Source organism: Labrys miyagiensis, assembly GCF_030160835.1.
GTDB lineage: Bacteria > Pseudomonadota > Alphaproteobacteria > Rhizobiales > Labraceae > Labrys > Labrys miyagiensis.
Window position 1 is genome coordinate 14,473 of the sequence record NZ_BSPC01000075.1, and the last position, 16,862, is coordinate 31,334.

The 16,862-nt window shown below is 63.3% G+C and carries 20 protein-coding genes and 1 pseudogene; 9 read left to right on the top strand and 12 right to left on the bottom strand.

Annotation, left to right across the window (positions count from 1 at the left end):
* Positions 1-12: 12 nt before the first annotated feature.
* The 7 genes from ribB to QQL24_RS32065 form a co-directional block, all read right to left on the bottom strand.
* Positions 13-1,308, bottom strand: a complete 1,296-nt coding sequence (gene ribB, locus QQL24_RS32035; protein WP_284316375.1) for a 3,4-dihydroxy-2-butanone-4-phosphate synthase — start codon at positions 1,306-1,308, stop codon at positions 13-15.
* A 156-nt stretch (positions 1,309-1,464) separates the two neighbouring features.
* Entirely contained in the window at positions 1,465-1,815 is a 351-nt protein-coding gene (locus QQL24_RS32040; protein WP_284316376.1) for an anti-sigma factor, read from the bottom strand.
* Positions 1,812-2,264 (bottom strand): sigma factor-like helix-turn-helix DNA-binding protein, encoded by a 453-nt coding sequence (locus QQL24_RS32045; protein WP_284316377.1) that lies wholly within the window; start codon positions 2,262-2,264, stop codon positions 1,812-1,814. Before QQL24_RS32045 ends, QQL24_RS32040 begins: the two co-directional genes overlap by 4 nt.
* A gap of 153 nt (positions 2,265-2,417) precedes the next feature.
* The gene (locus tag QQL24_RS32050; protein WP_284316378.1) at positions 2,418-3,422 is read right to left on the bottom strand and encodes a nickel/cobalt transporter; all 1,005 of its coding nucleotides are present in this window, start codon (positions 3,420-3,422) and stop codon (positions 2,418-2,420) included.
* 161 nt (positions 3,423-3,583) lie between these two features.
* A complete protein-coding gene (locus QQL24_RS32055) occupies positions 3,584-4,231 on the bottom strand; it encodes a DUF1007 family protein (protein ID WP_284316379.1) in 648 nt (215 codons plus the stop codon).
* Positions 4,232-4,323: 92 nt separating this feature from the next.
* Positions 4,324-5,025 (bottom strand): DUF1045 domain-containing protein, encoded by a 702-nt coding sequence (locus QQL24_RS32060; protein WP_284316380.1) that lies wholly within the window; start codon positions 5,023-5,025, stop codon positions 4,324-4,326.
* 21 nt (positions 5,026-5,046) lie between these two features.
* Entirely contained in the window at positions 5,047-6,633 is a 1,587-nt protein-coding gene (locus QQL24_RS32065) for a gamma-glutamyltransferase family protein (protein WP_284316381.1), read from the bottom strand.
* A gap of 101 nt (positions 6,634-6,734) precedes the next feature.
* Between QQL24_RS32065 and QQL24_RS32070 the strand changes: the two genes are divergently transcribed.
* The 5 genes and pseudogenes from QQL24_RS32070 (at position 6,735) to QQL24_RS32090 (ending at position 10,522) form a co-directional block, all read left to right on the top strand.
* Positions 6,735-6,980 carry a hypothetical protein gene (locus tag QQL24_RS32070; RefSeq protein WP_284316382.1) on the top strand — a complete coding sequence of 82 codons (246 nt, stop codon included), beginning with the start codon at positions 6,735-6,737 and terminating at the stop codon, positions 6,978-6,980.
* A gap of 10 nt (positions 6,981-6,990) precedes the next feature.
* Positions 6,991-7,899: pseudogene (gene puuE, locus QQL24_RS32075) on the top strand (allantoinase PuuE); the annotation flags it as partial.
* Positions 7,900-7,912: 13 nt separating this feature from the next.
* Complete coding sequence (locus QQL24_RS32080; RefSeq protein WP_284316384.1) at positions 7,913-8,848, top strand: alpha/beta hydrolase; 936 nt, start codon at positions 7,913-7,915, stop codon at positions 8,846-8,848.
* A gap of 369 nt (positions 8,849-9,217) precedes the next feature.
* On the top strand, positions 9,218-9,523 hold the full coding sequence (locus tag QQL24_RS32085) for a hypothetical protein (protein ID WP_284316385.1): 306 nt from the start codon (positions 9,218-9,220) through the stop codon (positions 9,521-9,523).
* Between the two features lie 411 nt (positions 9,524-9,934).
* Positions 9,935-10,522 carry a L,D-transpeptidase gene (locus tag QQL24_RS32090; RefSeq protein ID WP_284316386.1) on the top strand — a complete coding sequence of 196 codons (588 nt, stop codon included), beginning with the start codon at positions 9,935-9,937 and terminating at the stop codon, positions 10,520-10,522.
* A gap of 406 nt (positions 10,523-10,928) precedes the next feature.
* On the opposite strand, the gene QQL24_RS32095 is transcribed toward QQL24_RS32090, so the two are convergent.
* The 3 genes from QQL24_RS32095 to QQL24_RS32105 form a co-directional block, all read right to left on the bottom strand.
* Positions 10,929-11,117 (bottom strand): hypothetical protein, encoded by a 189-nt coding sequence (locus QQL24_RS32095; RefSeq protein WP_284316387.1) that lies wholly within the window; start codon positions 11,115-11,117, stop codon positions 10,929-10,931.
* A gap of 321 nt (positions 11,118-11,438) precedes the next feature.
* A complete protein-coding gene (locus tag QQL24_RS32100; RefSeq protein ID WP_284316388.1) occupies positions 11,439-11,654 on the bottom strand; it encodes a hypothetical protein in 216 nt (71 codons plus the stop codon).
* A 209-nt stretch (positions 11,655-11,863) separates the two neighbouring features.
* Positions 11,864-12,340, bottom strand: a complete 477-nt coding sequence (locus QQL24_RS32105) for an RT0821/Lpp0805 family surface protein (RefSeq protein WP_284316389.1) — start codon at positions 12,338-12,340, stop codon at positions 11,864-11,866.
* Positions 12,341-12,354: 14 nt separating this feature from the next.
* Here QQL24_RS32105 and pdxH point away from each other — a divergent pair, with 14 nt between their 5' ends.
* From pdxH to QQL24_RS32125, 4 genes are all read left to right on the top strand, one after another.
* Positions 12,355-13,005 (top strand): pyridoxamine 5'-phosphate oxidase, encoded by a 651-nt coding sequence (pdxH, locus tag QQL24_RS32110; RefSeq protein WP_284316390.1) that lies wholly within the window; start codon positions 12,355-12,357, stop codon positions 13,003-13,005.
* Between the two features lie 103 nt (positions 13,006-13,108).
* Positions 13,109-13,858: an SDR family NAD(P)-dependent oxidoreductase gene (locus QQL24_RS32115; RefSeq protein WP_284316391.1), complete on the top strand. Its 750-nt coding sequence runs from the start codon at positions 13,109-13,111 to the stop codon at positions 13,856-13,858.
* A gap of 205 nt (positions 13,859-14,063) precedes the next feature.
* Positions 14,064-14,882: an enoyl-ACP reductase FabI gene (gene fabI, locus QQL24_RS32120; RefSeq protein WP_284316392.1), complete on the top strand. Its 819-nt coding sequence runs from the start codon at positions 14,064-14,066 to the stop codon at positions 14,880-14,882.
* A 174-nt stretch (positions 14,883-15,056) separates the two neighbouring features.
* The gene (locus tag QQL24_RS32125; protein WP_284316393.1) at positions 15,057-15,638 is read left to right on the top strand and encodes a histidine phosphatase family protein; all 582 of its coding nucleotides are present in this window, start codon (positions 15,057-15,059) and stop codon (positions 15,636-15,638) included.
* A gap of 331 nt (positions 15,639-15,969) precedes the next feature.
* On the opposite strand, the gene QQL24_RS32130 is transcribed toward QQL24_RS32125, so the two are convergent.
* Both QQL24_RS32130 and QQL24_RS32135 read right to left on the bottom strand, forming a co-directional pair.
* The gene (locus tag QQL24_RS32130; RefSeq protein ID WP_284316394.1) at positions 15,970-16,230 is read right to left on the bottom strand and encodes a phosphate starvation-inducible protein PsiF; all 261 of its coding nucleotides are present in this window, start codon (positions 16,228-16,230) and stop codon (positions 15,970-15,972) included.
* Positions 16,231-16,404: 174 nt separating this feature from the next.
* A complete protein-coding gene (locus QQL24_RS32135; protein ID WP_284316395.1) occupies positions 16,405-16,665 on the bottom strand; it encodes a PsiF family protein in 261 nt (86 codons plus the stop codon).
* Positions 16,666-16,862 lie beyond the last annotated feature (197 nt).

The window sequence follows — 16,862 nt, forward strand, 5'->3', positions numbered from 1 at the left end:
CCGCCCTCTGGGCTACACCGTCTCTGTGCCCTTGATCTCGATGCCGAAGCCTGAGAGGCCGATATAGGTGCGCGGCTTGGTCGAGAGCAGCTTGATCGAGGTGACGTCGAGGTCGCGCAGGATCTGAGCGCCGAGGCCTACCTCGCGCCACTGCTCGCTGCGCAGGGCCTCCGAGCCCATGTCGGGGCCGTGAGTCACGGTAGGCACACCCACCGAGCCGTCGCGCAGATAGATGATGACGCCGCGGCCGGCTTCCTTGAACTTGGCCAGCGCGTTGTTCAGCGTCTTGGCGCCACCGAAGATATCCGTCACCACATCGGCGCGGTGCAGGCGGGTCGGCACATTCTCGCCGTCGCCGATCTTGCCATACACGAAGGCGAGATGATGCACGCTGTCGAAGGGCGTGGTGTAGGCATGGGCGGTGAGCGGGCCAATCTCGCTGTCGACGGTGAAGGTCGAGATGCGTTCCACCAGCTTCTCGCGCGCCTGGCGATAGGCGATGAGATCGGCGATCGAAACCAGGTGCAGGCCGTGCTTCTCTGCGAAGGCGGCTACCTCCGGCCCGCGCGTCACGGTGCCGTCGTCATTGGCAAGCTCGCAGATCGCCGCCACCTGCGGCAGGCCGGCAAGACGGCAAAGGTCTGTCGCCGCTTCCGTATGGCCCGAGCGCATCAGCACGCCGCCATTCTTGGAGATCAGCGGGAAGATGTGACCGGGGCGCACGAAGTCGCTGGCGCCCATATTGCCGTTGGCGAGCGCCCGCACCGTGTTGGCGCGCTGCTCGGCCGAGATGCCGGTGGTGAGGCCGTGACGCACATCGACAGAGACGGTGAAGGCGGTGCCGAGCGGTGCATCGTTCTGCGACACCATCGGGTCGAGCCGCAGGCGCTTGGCTTCTTCCTGCGTGAGCGGGGCGCAGACGATGCCGCAGCAATTGCGGATGATGAAGGCCATCTTCTCGGTGGTCAGATGCGAGGCGGCGATGATGAGATCGCCTTCATTCTCACGGTCGTCGTCATCGACCACGACCACGATCTCGCCGCGGGCAAAGGCCTCGATGGCGGCCTGGATCTTCTGATGGGACACGACAGTCTCCTTGGGGTTTTCCCGCACCGGGGCAAGCCCCAGAAAGTCATTCGGGGTGACGCTGCCGCCCGTGGCCTCCGCGATGCGCGTGGCGGTCTCGCGCGAGATCCAGGCGCCGTCGTCGTTGCACAGGGCGGTGATGCTGGCAGGCGACAGCCCCACCGTCCTGGCGAAGGCGCTGCGGGGGGTTGCGGTCTGCTTGAGCCAGGCGTCGAGTTTCATGCCGGGAAGGTAGGGACGATGAGATTTAATTGCAACTGAAAAGAGAGGCAATTTCAGTGACACTGAAATCATCTTGGGATCGCGGGCATCCTTGCCTGCTCCTGGAAACGCTGCGTGTACAGGAAGGGCAGGCAAGGATGCCCGCGATCCCAGGAATTAGAACCCCACCAGCGTCCTTATCATCGGCATGGCGTAATCCAGCGCCAGCCCCACCGCCAGGCCTGCTGCGAAGGTCCCGACATAAAGCCAGAGCGTCGTATCGCGATGCCAGGATTCCGGCTTCTCGTTGCGCAGCTTCAGCATCATCGACAGGGGTAGCGGCTCGCGCGCGATCGGGGCGAGGGCAGCGTGGAGGGCCTCGCTCTGGCGCTGCCAGGTGGAGGCGCGTTCATTGCCCTGCGGATCGGTCTCCAGCGCCTCGCGAGTCTCCCGCTCGACACGCGGTGACAGGCGGCCGTCAACGAGGGCATTGAAGACACGGTCGGGAATACGGGCCGGATCGGTCATTTCACGATCCGCAACACGACATGGCGCTCGCCGTCGACCTGGCGGGCGAAGGCCGCCCGGGCTCGGGTGAGACGGGCGATGAAGGTTTCTTCCCTGAGCGCCAGCACGGAGGCGGCCTCTTCGTAAGGCATGCCCTCGACGCTGATCAAAGCCAGCACTTCACGGTCGGGCAGGGCGAGGCGTTCGAAAGCGCGCAGGATATCGGGTGGAGCGGGGGCGGTGGAGGCCGTCTTCGGCACCAGGCGCTGGGGCTTGATGCTCGTTTCACGTTCCTCGAGGTCGCGGCGGCGGGCGATGATCATGGTGAGGAGACGGTGATAGTCGAGGCGCTTGCCGTCATGGCTGGACAGGGCTTCGAGGACGAGGGCATCGGCTGTTTCGGAATCGCGGCAAAGCGCTCGGGCAAAGCGCCTCAGGCGCTGGACGATCATTTCAACCTGTTGGCCCATCGGTCGATCCTCCGGCCCTTCCGGCACCGCCTCTGGGGGCTGCTATGCCGGTCTTCCGAGTGTGCGCCCGCACGCCCCTACGACAACTGATATCATACTGCGACGCTTTGTCATGGCCAAGTAGTTTGGTGGTGATCAGCGGGTATAGCCGCCCTACATCCCAGGCATCGTTATCACGGTGCTCAGCAGCAGCAGGGCGAGGCCGAGGGCAAAGACCAGCAGCGCCAGGCTGGCTTCCAGCGTGCGCACCGCCACTGCCGCGCCGAAGCTCTCGGGGGCGGCCATGCGCACGGCGAGGCTCTTGGCGCTCACGGCGATGGTGGCGATGAGCGCGATGGTACAGGCGGTGCCGAGGCCCATCACGAAGGTTGAGATGACGCCGACGCCGTAGATGCCGAGCTTCCAGGTCAGCACCAGCACCACCAGCGCGCCCGTGCAGGGGCGAAGGCCGGCAAGCAGGATGGCGCGGATATTGTTGCGCCTGGCAAGCGGGGTATCGGTGGGGAGTGCCAGATGGCCGCAATTCTCGTCATGCTGGTGGATATCAGCACCGGGCAGGCCATAGCGGGCGGCGATCAGCCCCCACAGCGCCCGGCCCTTGCGCCACAGCAGCCAGGCGCCAACCGCCATCACCATCACATTGGAAAGCCGCTCGAGAGCGAGCGTGGTGTTGTCCATGGTGGCCGAGGTGGCGTTGAGCAGCCCCGCCAGGATGGTGACGATGACCACGGCCGACACCGCCTGCGCCAGCGCGAAAGCGCCGGAGAGCAGAATGCCGCGCTTCACCGCCTCCTCATTGGCGAAGAGATAGGAGGAGATCACCGCCTTGCCGTGACCGGGGCCCGCGGCGTGGAAGATACCATAGATGAAGCTCGCCGTGACAAGCCCCCAGCCGAGCGTGCCGTTCTGCTTGGCCGCCACCACGAGCTGGTTGATCTCGCGGTTGAACTGGGCGGTCTGGAGATAGACCCAGACGAAGAAGGGGCTGTTGTTGAGAAAGCCAGGCAGATTCGGCTCGGGCTGCGTCACGCCGAAGGGCGAGGCGCGCTGCGCCAGGGCATGGCCGGCGGTCAGCAAGAGTATGGCGAGGGTGGACCATGCGAGGACTAGAACAAGATATGGCTTTCTCGAACCGGCGGTGAGATAGGAGGACGTCATTCCTGACGAACGAAGTGAGATCCGGAATCCACGAACACAGCCTTGCGAAGTTCGTGTTCCTGGATTCCGGCGTTCCGCTTCGCTACAGCCGGAATGACGGCCCCGGCGCGCGATAGCGATTCCATGACGCTTTCGCCAGCGCCGCCGTTGCAGAGCCACCCTCACGGGCAGTTGACCTGGATGTTGTTGGCGAACTTGGCGCCGAAATTCTTGTTCTCGTCGAGTGCGCTGAAATAGGCCTCGTCAAGCTGCAGCGCTGCCTGCTTCTGGGCATCGCTCGGGGGGGTGGGGCGGATGATGTTGAGGGCGCAGCCCTGCGGCGCGCCGGTCATGCTGACGGGGTTGTCGTCGGCGAGCTCGAAGTCGACATAATAGGTGGGATCATAGATCTGCAGCGCCAGCGCCTTCTGGCCCTGCATCTGCGGCGAGGAGAGCGGCAGGAAGAAGTGCAGCGTCAGCACATTGCTAGCGTAGGTAAGGTAATAGTCCACCGGCGGACGGAACAGCAATTCCTTGCCACCAAGCTTGCCGAAGGTGAAATAGCCGAAATCCTTGAGGTTCTCGACATTGGTCTCGGCGAGCGGCGCCAGAGCCTCGCGCGTATAGCTGCCGTCGGCGCTCTGCTGGATGCCCTGCGTGGCGTAGGACGAGAAGGCTTCGTCGAAGGTCCAGTTCTGCTTCACCCCGGTGATCCGGCCCTGATTGTCGTAGACGAGCTCGCTCACCGAGGTGACGAAGACGTGGGGATGGGCGTTTGCTGCACCCGCCAGGCAGAAGAGCAGCAATGTGCCGAGGATCAGGGCGCGCATGGAGTATCCGGAATCACCAAATCAGGCGAACCGGCATCAGCGACTCACCGGCCCCGTTTGTAACCCCGCGACTGGGGCGGAACGATGGCCGGTCAGCCGAGCGGCACGACCTTCACCACCCGGAAGCGCCCGCCGTCCTCCTGCCTGAACAGGCCGAGGCGATCGAGGCGGAGATCCGGACCGACACCGCTGTCCCGGGCGCGCTCGGCGAGGAGGGGACCGATTTCACGGGCTTTCTCGATGGCCCCGCTCAGGGTCATGTGAAAACGGAATTCCTCCAGCACATAGGGGTAGCCATGGGCGGCGAGATAGGCGCGCTGCCTTTCGCTCAGGCGTGTCGGATTGCGCTTGGCGACCTCCGCCTCCGTCAGCCGAGCGCGCATGGCATCGAAATGCCTGACGACAGCTTCTTCCAGGCACGCGAGTTCCACCGGAGGCGCCGCTGGCACAAGTGCCAGGAACGCATTGTCCGGGCGCGAGGACGCAATGGGCTTGACGATCCATTTGCCCAGATCGAAGGGCGCCCGCCCAGCCGCGAACCGCTTAAGGCTGCTTACCAACTGCGTTTCGTTGCTGCCTTCCTTGAGCCGGAACGGTGCCTTCAGCGTCGCGTGAAAGCCATAGAGCCTGGGGTCGGCGGTCATCGCATGCCAAGTCTCGGCGGAGACTCCGTCTGGATGCCACTGTGGCACAGCCTTGCCTGTATAGGCGTCATAGCCCAGCACCTCGCTGCCGAAGCGCCAGAGGGCGCTTTCCGGTGCGGGGACGTAATAAATGGCATAGCGTGTCGGCATTCCCAGGGTCCCGGTTGATCGTCACAGCCCCAGCGCGCCGCCGTCGGCGCGGGGATCGTGCATGGCTTCGACGCGGCCGTTCGCGGCATGGCGGACGAGAGCGCCGGAATGGCCGAAGTCGTCCGCATAGGCCGGGCCGATGTCGACGGGATGACAGGCGCGGTCGAGGGTGCCGTAAAGCGCATCGTCGAAGCGGCTCTCCATGAAGAGGAGGGGCCGCTTGCCCTCGGCATCGCGCTTGAGCACGAAGCGCGGGGCGTCGATCGCGTCCGCCAGCCCCTCGCCAAGGCGGTAGCGCGAGAAGATCTGCGCCAGGATCTGGGGCTGGGCGTCGCCGCCCATGGTGCCAAAGGGCATGAGGCGTCCGTCGGAGAACTGTGCCATGGCCGGGTTGAGGGTGTGGAACGGCAGGCGCCCGGGAGCCAGCGCGCGCAGCGAGCGCGGATCGAGCGAGAAGGCCATGCCGCGGTTCTGCATCAGCAACCCGGTCTTCGGCAGTACCAGGCCGGAACCGAAATCCCAGAAGATCGACTGGATATAGCTGACGGCAATGCCCTGATTGTCGATGGCGCCCATCCAGATCGTGTCGCCGGGCGCGCCGGGCAGGGGCCCCGGCCCGGCATGGGACATCGAGATCGCAGCGGCCTCCTTTTCGAGGAAGGCCGGGGCCAGGAAGGCGGTAGGATCCGCCGTCATCAAAGCGGGATCGGCGAGGATGCGATTGCGGATGGCGGTCGCCTTCTTCGTCGCCTCCACCAGACCGTGGACGTGCTCGAAGCTGCCGGCGCGCCGGATGTTCAGGCGGTCCGCGAGGCCGAGAATGATCAGGGTCGAGAGGCCCTGGCTCGGCGGCGGCAGGTTGAAGACCGTGGCGCCGGGCAGCGTCAAGCTCAGAGGCTCGCGCAGCTTCGCCCGGTAGCGCTTGAGGTCGTCGCGCGTGACGAAGCTGCCGGCGCGGTCGAGGTCGGCGGCGATCTCGCGGGCGGCATCGCCGCGGTAGAAATCGTCAAGGCCGGCATGGGCGAGTTGGTCGATCAATCCCGCCAAAGCCGGCTGCGCCAGGCGCTCGCCGGCCTTGAGGGGCTGGCCGTCCTTCATGAAGAGTGGCGCAAAGCCGGGAACCGCTTTCAATTCCTCGAATTCGCGCGGTTCGACCCGCGCCTGCGAGGGCGATACCGGGAAACCGTCGCGGGCATGCCGAATCGCATCTTCCATGAGGACGCCGAGCGGCAGCTTGCCGCCAAAGGCCCGGGCCATGTCGGCGGCGATCAGCCAGCCGCCGATGGCGCCGGGAACGGTGAGGGCGGCGAGGGCCCCGCGCGCGGGAATAGCGTCGTGGCCAAGGTCGCGATAGGCCTTGAGCGTCGCCCCGGCGCCGGCCGGTCCGCAGGCCTGGATGGCATGAACTCGCCTTTTCGTGTCGGTCACCAGCCAGAAACCATCGCCCCCGAGGCTGTTGTTATGGGGATAGACCACGCCGATTGTGGCCGCCATGGCGATCATCGCTTCGATCGCATTGCCGCCCTGGATCAGGATCCGCTGGCCGGTCTCACAGGCAAGATTATGGGGGGCAGCAACACCGGCATGGCCGAAGACGGGCGTTTCCATGAGCGATGTCACTTTCTCATTGCGGTTTTGTCATCCGCCTGAGGCGTAGCAAAGCGCATCCTGATGGTATAGAGCGTAGTCAAGACTACGTGGGATACGACATGCCTAGCTCTGACTCATCCATCAACTGGACCAGCCTGATCACGATCTGCTCGGCCGCCATTCTCATCGGTACCGAGCTTCTGGGCGCGGCCTGGGCGTCCGGTTGGGCGCTGGCCGGCTTCTTCCAGCTCGGCTCGACGGTGGAGACGATCCTGCAGTGCGTATTCGCGCTCTGCGCGCTCTATGCGATCTTCGTCTTCCTCAGGCAGGCCAATCGCGTCGAGCCCGTCTTCAAGCGCAACTGAGCCTGGCGCCATGTCCATTTCGCTGCAGCCCTATCCTCGCGACCTGCGCGGCTATGGCCGCCACACGCCGGATCCGAAATGGCCCGGCGGCGCCAAGGTCTGCGTACAGTTCGTGCTGAACTACGAGGAAGGCGGCGAGAACAACATCCTGCATGGTGACCCGCATTCGGAAGCGTTCCTCTCCGACATCATGGGTGCCACCAACTGGCCCGGGCAGCGCCATTGGAACATGGAATCGATCTATGAATATGGAGCCCGTGCCGGTTTCTGGCGGCTGTGGCGGCTGTTCACCAGCCGCAAGGTGCCGGTGACCGTCTATGGCGTTGCCACGGCGCTGGCGCGTTCGCCCGAGCAGGTCGCGGCGATGCGGGAGGCTGACTGGGAGATCGCCAGCCACGGTCTCAAATGGATCGAATACAAGGACGTGCCTCCCGAGACCGAGAGGGCGCATCTCGAACAGGCGATCGCGCTGCATCGCGAGGTCACCGGCGAGCGGCCGCTCGGCTTCTATCTCGGCCGCGCCTCCATGAACACCAACGAGTTGGTGATGGAGGAGGGTGGCTTCCTGTACTCCTCCGACAGCTATGCCGACGATCTGCCCTATTGGGTCACGGGGCCGAAGGGACCGCATCTCGTCATTCCCTACACGCTCGAAGCCAACGACATGCGCTTTGCCACGGCACAGGGCTTCAACACCGGCGAGCAGTTCTTCACCTATCTGAAGGACACGTTCGACGTGCTCTACCGCGAGGGGAAGGAAGGCGCGCCGAAGATGTTCACCATCGGCCTGCATTGCCGCCTGGTCGGCCGGCCCGGCAAGTCAGCGGCGCTGGAGCGCTTCGTCGACTATGTGCGCTCGCATGAGGATGCCTGGATCGCCAGGCGCATCGATATCGCCCGCCATTGGCGGGCCGTCCATCCGGCCTGAACCGATGGGAGCGAGCCTGGCCTCGCGTTCCCTCCATGCCCTGTTCCGCGTGATCAGGGTGAAGAGCTGGGCTAATCCGCCCGTCCTCAATTTCTTCATCCGGCTCAGCCGCAGGAGCGGGGCGGCGATGCCCTCGAGCCGACTGCGCTCGCTCTGCATGGTGCAGCAGAGGCGGGAGCATGGCGACCGGGTCTTTGATCTGGTGCCGCGCCGAGGCGGCCAATCTTCCTCCCGCAACCCGCCCTTTCATCTGTTCTATCTGCATGGCGGTGCCTTTTCGATCGATATCGGCTTCGTACATTGGCAGTTCATCGAGGCCATGATCCGCCTCACCGGCTGCAGCGCCCGCGTGCCGCTCTATCCGCTGGCGCCCGAGCACGGCCATGAGGAGGCGCTGGCAAGCGCGCTCGCCCATTATCGCGCTCTCTGTGCCGAGGTGGCGCCCGAGCGCATCGTGGTCATGGGCGATTCGGCCGGCGGCGGGCTTTCCCTCGCTTTGGCGCAGGCGCTGGGCTCGGCCCGGCTGCCGCAGCCCGGCCATATCGTGCTGCTCTCACCCTGGCTCGACCTCACCATGAGCGATCCCGCCACGCTGGCGCAGGAAGTGCACGATCCGGTGATCAAGGCCGAAGCCGCGCTTGCGGCCGCGCGCATGTATGCCGGGGACCTGCCACTGGAGGATCCGCGCGTCAGCCCCGTCTATGGCGAGGTGCGCGGACTGGCGCCCGTCACCGTGCTCACCGGCACCAGCGACCTTCTCTACGCCGACGCGCGTCGCCTCGCCGACCGCATGAAGGCGGAAGGCCAGCAACTCGATCTGTGGGAATATCCGGAAATGGTGCACGCCTGGATGCTGCTGCCGCTGCCGGAGGCCTTCCAGGCGCGCGAGCGGATCGCGACGATGCTGCTGGGCAGGTTCGAGACGGCGATGGCTGGATAGCGGTCCAGCACCGATCTACCGTCTCTGTTACCAAGGGAACAGAGACATCGTCTCATTCGCGCCATAAAGAAAGTCGCAGCGATCAAGGTTTCCCCGGCTAGGAGAGCTGCTCTGCCTTTTCCTTCATGTGCGCTTTCGCATAGGAGAATAGCGGCGAATCCAGTCTCCTGTGCGTCAATACCGGCTTGCCCCGCGGCGCTTTGAAAAGTTGCCTCCGCGGCGAAATCATGGGCGACATGCCGATAGGCCTCGTCAGCGATGTGCGCAAACGCACAGCGCGACAGGGGCGTTTCCCGTTAACCATTGCTCCATCAGCGGAGCCAAAGTTCAGCACGAGCATCCGCGGAATGATCTTTTCGGGGAAATTCGATGTTGACCTACCCTGCACACCAGACCTGGAACGAGGACGACGTCGGAGCGTCGTCGCCCGATGTCACGGATCTGCACCGTGCCTATATGTCGTCGATCCGCCAGCACCAGCAGCTCCTTGCCGAACTGTGCAAGACCCTGTCGAAGCTCGGTGTCGCCATCGACAGCTCTCCTCTCGATCCGCAGGCGCGTGATGCGCTGTCGGTAGGGATCGGCAATCACGTCGATCTCGCCCTCAGCATCATCGCCAGCATTGACGGGGCGCTGAGCTTCTCGGCTCCGACCCGCCCTGCGATCTCTCACTGATTGAACGGTAGTGCGGCGACCAGCCGTGCCAAATGGCACATTGTGCCGTGGCTCGAGAATTGTCGCCGTGATTCCAACGCCCTCCACACAGGGTGCCTTGAGCGGGCATGCTTTTGCCGAGGCATGCCCGCTCTTTTTGCAGCGGTCGACCGGGCCTAACTGCGAATCCTACGCTTGCGCTCGCCATTGAAGCCCCGTTTGGGGGGGCTCTCGCTGCCAAAAGCGTATGATATTGGCAACACTTCGGATTTTTTGCGCGGGTGACATTGACACTCCTCGCGCATTTCTCTTTCGTGAATTTAATGCTTTGAAGTGTCAGGCCGTCCTTGGGCAACTTGCCGTCGGCCTTAACCGAACAGTAACCATACTAGCGACGGTATCATGCCACGCGGTCATTTCTTCGGGGGTTCTATGAAATTGGTTCGTCTCGCGCTGCTCGCGGCGTTCACGGTGGGCCTTGCCGCCTGCCAATATGCCAGGACACCGGATCCCGTGCTTTCGGAACGTGATGCCCAGTTCATGGCCATGATTCCGACTGCCAAGGAAGACCCGATGTTCGCCCGTTACATGGTGGACAATCCCACTGGCGAGCCGCCAGGCGTGGTGGTGGTCGAGACCAGGCAGCACCAGCTCTACTATACGCTGCCCGATGGCAAGGCGATGCGCTATGGCGTGGCCCTCGGCAGCGAGGCCTTCGGTTGGACCGGTGAAGCCGTGATCGACCACAAGGCGGAATGGCCGGATTGGAACCCGCCCGCCGATATGGTCGCTCGTTGGCCGCAGGTCAAGAAGACTGCCGGCGGCTGGACCAACCCGCTCGGCGCCCGTGCGATGTATCTGTTCCAAGACGGCAAGGACACGCTTTACCGCATCCACGGCACCAATGAGCCCGAGAAAATCGGCCAGAGCGTTTCCTCGGGCTGCATCCGCATGCGCAATATCGATGTGATCGATCTCTACAGCCGCGTCCAGGATGGCACCAAAGTCATCGTGCGCTGAGGGCGAGGGCGCCCTCGCGAGAGGGCGTTGCAAGGTCTGGATCTGATTATGGAATCAGGTCCGAGCCCAGGGTATTGACCTCGAGAGACAACAAAGCCCCGGTTTTCCCGGGGCTTTTTGTTTAGAGCGTTTTACTTTCAGATCGAATCACCAAGAATCGCAAAATGCTTTTGATACCAGTAAGTTAATTTCGAAATTCGCTCCTGCCTGAACGCATTTTGCTCTAGGCTCGAAGGCCGAGGAAGATCATTCAGGGGGCGGGTTCTTTTGTCGATCCCGCACCAGGCATGAACGCAGCCAGCCCAGGAGAGGGCAGCGATGTTCCGTAAGGGTGACGCAATATCACGCCGGCCGGCGTCTAACAACGCCGCCCCATCATCCAATGCCGCGGAGACAGGTGTTCGGCTCAGTCCTGAGCCATCTGCTGCAGGCGGGTAAGGGCCGCCTCGGCACTCATCTGGCGCTGATTCTTTTCCTTGCTGGCGCTGCCGACCGCCGCCGCGAGCGCAGGCATGGCGATCTTGCCATAACGATCCTCAAGCCTTTCCCGCTTCACAGATGCGGGTTGCTGGAGACGCGATCCCTCGATATCCATAATCCGGTCCTCAAGCCACAGTACCAGGCAGTGCTTGCGTAAAATTTATGCATCGCTGCCAATAACTTGAGCATAATTTTACATTGACGGCGCGGCATTTGTGACGAGCCTGCGACATCTATGTCCTATATACGACATCTCCTGTTGCTTTCGTTAGCCCTGTTGCAAAAACACCACAGACTGGAACAGGCCTGAAATAACGAAAAAGCCGCGCTTTGAGGGCGCGGCTGTGATCTGAAACCGGTTTGGCCGAGACTGTGACGGTTCGCTTACAGGCGCGGAACGGCGTCGCATTTCGACAAAAGATGCGCTGGCGCGGAATCAGGCAGCCAGATGGTCGTCATCCTCGCGCAGGCAGGCCGGCATCTCATGCTTGGCCTTGGCCGGCTTGGTCTCCTTGCGGGCGACCTGTGCGGCGGCGGCCGCAACGGCCGAGATGCCGATAGCGCGATAGAGATGTTCGAGCTGCTCGCGGGCAGGGCCCTGCAAGGCCTGCTTTTGCTCAGTCGGCAGGGCCGGGATATGGGACGCGGTCATGGGTAACTCCTAACGCAACTACACGCTCTACTTGCATTCACCCTGTGGGTGCATTGAAGCGAGGTGAGGGCGGGACTGTGAATATTTAACGGCGAAGCTATCATGGTTAACGTGATAGACCCGTGATACTTCGCACAACGCATCCGCAGCCTACTCCGCCCTTGCTGAACGCAGGCTTAACCGTCGCAAAGGCCGGGAAGAAAATACGGTCAGGCGTGGGGCAGGGCCCAGGGCTGGACACTGATCATGGTCCAGGCGCCGCCGCTCGTCTGGCAGCCCTTGCCCTGATACCATTGCGTACCGGCGTTCTCGGTGAGCGCGGCGACGAAGCTGCGGCAGGTGGCCCTGTTCTCGACGAAGGCATCGGCGACCGGTGTCACTGAACCATGCGTGCCAGCCTCGGTGTTCGACCACAGCATGGAGGCGCCCGGGTTCTGCGGGTTCATGGCCGCCTGCAGCGCCAGTTTGGTCTTGTCCCAGTCGGCATCCGTCATGCTGGCGCTAAGGCGGTTGTCCTGAGCGGGAATCGAGCCGGTGGTCGTCTTGTCCTCGGCGGAGCCGAAGATCGGGCCAAGCGGGGTCGAGATGGCACAGCTGGATAAAATCATGCCCGCGAACAGCACGCAGAGTGGGCCGAGAGCGCGGCGCGCGCTATAAGCAGCCTTGAAATCGAACCTGTCGAACACCTTGGAGCCACCCCATGACAGTAACGTTAGGTAATCCTGCCACAGGCGAGTTAATATCGGGTGACTCCAGCGGCTTTCTCGCTGCAGGCGAGCCGTTCATTCTGTTTTCCCAATGGCTTGGCGAGGCAGAAAAGTCCGAGCCGAACGATCCCAATGCGATGGCGCTTGCTACTGTCGATCCCGATGGCCTGCCCGATGTGCGCATGGTGCTGCTCAAGGGCCTCGATGACCATGGCTTTGTCTTCTACACGAACACCGAGAGCGCCAAGGGGACTGAGCTTGACGCCAATCCCAAGGCCGCTCTGCTGTTCCATTGGAAGAGCCTGCGCCGGCAGGTCCGCATCCGCGGGCCTGTAGAGCGTGTCAGCGACGCGGAGGCCGATGCCTATTATGCCACGCGCCCGCGCGGCAGCCGCGTCGGCGCCTGGGCCTCGCAGCAGTCGCGCCCGCTCGAAGGGCGCTTTGCTCTGGAAAAGGCAGTCGCCTCCTACACGGCCAGGTTCGGCATCGGCGAGATTCCGCGCCCGCCTCATTGGACAGGCTTTCGCATCCTGCCGGTACAGATCGAGTTCTGGCACGACAGGCCCTTCCGCCTGCATGACCGCCTCGTCTTCCGGCGAAGCGTCCCGGCAGGGGGCTGGTCGCGCCAGCAATTGTACCCATGAGGCGATCTCGTGCTTTTGCCGCATTTCATTCCGGCGGCCCAATGCCTATGTGTGGGGACACGGCGCCTAGGCGCTACCCTCCTTTCATTGAATGGCCGTCGTCATGACCACGAGTGCTTCCCATCCCCAGCGCGCCATGCTGCTGACCGGCGCCTCCCGCGGCATCGGCCATGCGACGGTTAAGCGCTTTTCCGCCGCCGGCTGGCGGGTGATCACCTGTTCGCGCCACGCCTTTCCTGAGGAATGCCCCTGGGAGGCGGGACCGGAGGATCATATCCAGGTCGATCTCGCCGATCCCGTCAATACGGAAGAGGCGATCGTCGAGATCAAGGATCGGCTGAACGGGGCGGGCCTGCATGCGCTGGTCAACAATGCCGCGATCTCGCCCAAGGACAAGCAGGGCGCGCGCCTCGGCAGCATCGATACCAGCCTCGCCGACTGGCAATGGGTGTTCCAGGTCAATTTCTTCGCGCCCATCATGCTGGCCCGTGGGCTGATCGAGGAGCTGGAGCAGGTCAAGGGCTCGGTGGTGAACGTCACCTCGATCGCCGGCGCGCGCGTGCATCCCTTCGCCGGTGCGGCCTACGGCACCTCCAAGGCGGCGCTGGCTGCCTTAACGCGCGAGATGGCCTCCGACTTCGCGCCACGCGGCATCCGCGTGAACGCCATTGCCCCGGGTGAGATCGACACCTCCATCCTCTCGCCCGGCACCGAGAAGATCGTGGCGCAGATCCCGATGCGCCGGCTCGGCACGCCCGACGAGGTGGCCAAGACCATCTATTTCCTGTGCACGGACCAGAGTTCCTATGTGAACGGCGCCGAGATCGCCATCAATGGCGGCCAGCACGTGTAACGGAGAGCACGTCCTGCTGGGACCGATGGCCTCCTGGCCGGCTCATTCCTTCCTGCAAGCGCGACGTTTCCAGGATGCCGGCTGAAAGCCAGCGGTTCCAGGCGATGCCGCTTCCCTGGAACTCCCCGAAAAAAGGCCGAACGCCCCTTTCCCGCTGCGCGGCCTTCCGTTATTCATGCCCTTCCTTTTGAATAGGCAGTTGCGAATGACAGCAAGTGGTTTGATGGCCGGCAAACGCGGCCTCATCATGGGAGTGGCAAATAACAGGTCGATCGCCTGGGGTATTGCCAAGGCATGCCGGCAGCATGGCGCCGAGCTTGCCTTCACTTATCAGGGTGATGCTCTCAAGAAGCGCGTGGAGCCTCTGGCGGCTGAGCTCGATGCTCTTGTCGTCGGCCATTGCGATGTCACCGATGGCGATACTATCGACGCCGTCTTCGCCGAGGTCGAGGCCAAATGGGGCAAGCTCGACTTCGTCGTCCATGCCATTGCCTTTTCCGACAAGGACCAGCTCGACGGCCGCTACATCGAGACGACCGAAGAGAACTTCACCAAGACCATGCTGATCTCCTGCTATTCGCTCACCTCGGTGGCCCAGCGCGCCGAGAAGCTGATGAGGGATGGCGGCTCGCTGCTGACGCTGACCTATTACGGCGCCGAGAAATGGATGCCCCATTACAATGTGATGGGCGTCGCCAAGGCCGCCCTCGAGGCGAGCGTGCGCTATCTCGCCGCCGATCTCGGCGAGAAGGCGATTCGCGTGAATGCGATCTCCGCCGGCCCGATCAAGACGCTGGCTGCCTCCGGCATCGGCGATTTCCGCTACATCCTGAAGTGGAACGAGTATAACGCGCCGCTGCGCCGCACCGTGACCATTGAGGAAGTGGGCGAGGCGGGTGCCTATCTGCTCTCCGACATGTCGCGGGGCGTGACCGGCGAGGTCCACCATGTCGATGCCGGCTACCACGTCGTCGGCATGAAGAACCCGACTTCCCCCGACATCACCCTGGCCGGCAAGGACTGAGGCTGGCGGGGCAGGGTTTTCCCTCACCGAAAAGTTTATGGACTTTTCCGAAGGATTGCTCTCGGTTCGGCGGCGTTCCGCCCCCAACAGGGCGCGATGCGAGATCAGTGGATTAGGTATCAGGCGGCCTATAACTGGCCACTATACCGAGGCACCAGAACAAGGAACAGGCTCTTGGCGCAAACTCTTTACTTCATGCGCCACGGCGAGACGAACTGGAATGCCGAGGCTCGTCTGCAGGGCCAGCAGGACGTCCCTCTCAACGAGATCGGACGTGCGCAGGCTGCCGAGGCCGGCCGCAGGCTCGCCACAGTGCTTCCCGAACCCGACAGCCTGCCCTGGCAGGTCAGCCCTCTCGGCCGGACGCGCGAGACGGCCGAACTCGCGCGCAAGGCCATCGGCCTGCCTCCGAACCGCTACAAGCTGGATGACAGGCTGAAGGAGCTCACCTTCGGCAATTGGGAAGGCAAGACCTGGGCGGAGTTGCGCTCGATCGACCGCAACATGGTGAAGGCGCGCTCGTCCGATAAATGGGCCTATGTGCCGCCGCGCGGCGAGAGTTATGCCATGCTGCGCGACCGCATCGCCGGCTGGCTGAAGACCGTCAACCAGGATCTGGTCATCGTCAGCCATGGCGGCGTCGCCCGGGTCCTCCTGGCACTGCTAACCGGCATCCCCGGTAACGAAGCGGCGGATGCCGCAATCTGGCAGGGCAAGCTGTTGGTATTCCGCGGCAAGACGGCGGAGTGGGTGTAGAGAGCGGCAAGGCCCGGAACGAGTGAACCCGTCCAGGGCCCTGTAGCAAAGCGCGTTTACGTGCAAACGCCCATTGCTCTAACTCCTTGTTTTAACGCGTCTTTGCGATTCTCGGTGATTCGATCCGAAGCCAAAACGCCGTCGAGAGAACGAATTTCAGCCGCGACCCGAGAACCTCACGGCCGAGGGGAGGGCAGGTAAACCGATCGATCTCTATATCACGAGCAGACCGGCCACCGGTTGCGACCGGCGGCTGAAACTTGCCGATGGGGTTGTGAAAACAAAAAGGCCAGCCCGAAGGCTGGCCCCTTGTCGTTGCGAGCGAGCGCGCTCAAGCGCCGCCCTTATGCATGCAATTGGCCTCGAAGCGGCTGTAAGCCTTGCCATGCAGCTTCTTCTGATGGCCTTGGGCCGCGCAGGATTTCGAGGCCGAAACCTTGTGGACGTGCTTTGTCATCGGCTTCATGGTCTTGGCGGCAGGTGCCGGTGTCGCGGGCGCCGCTCCGGGGGTGGTTTGGGCGAAGGCAGCCCCCGCACCCAGTGACAATGACAGAACGATCGCCGAAACAAGTCCTTTCCGAAGGGCATTCATGGGAACCTCCTCTTTGAAGCATTGCCTCTAGGACAGTTCTTGCTAGTGGCACACAATACTTCGCAGGCTTGGTGAAATTGAGGCTGTTGCAGTCCGCTCGCATCGGTTGTTTTGAAGACAAAAAAGGCCAGTCGCGAGACTGGCCTTCCGAAGCGTCAAAATCGTTGGGGTTGATCAGGCCGGACCGCCATGGCTCTTGCAGCTTTCGCGGAATTTCTTGCGGTCCTTGCCATGCAGGCCCTGCTTGTCGGCGGCGGCCGAGCAGGCCTTGGAGATGGCTGCCTTCTGGTCAGCGCTCATGGCCGGCTTCGCGGGCTTGGCCTTCATGGCAGGAGCCGGGGTCGCAGGGGCCGGCGTCGTCTGGGCGTAGGCGGCACCCGCGCTGAGGGCCAGCACGGCAACGGCAGGAATGAGCAGGGATTTCAGGATTTTCATGGCAGTCTCCTCCATGAGGCCACGCCTCTGGATTCTTGTTGTGCCGCCCGCCCATCCGCTGCCATGCGGCGAAGTCGTGGTGAAATTGTGGCACAGTCCTGCCTTCCGCTAGGTTATCCGATAAAACTGCGCAAAGCCGTTCCCTGCCGGGCCTGTCATGCTGTAGAAGGCTGCCAAATCGGTCGCAGCGGGTTGCC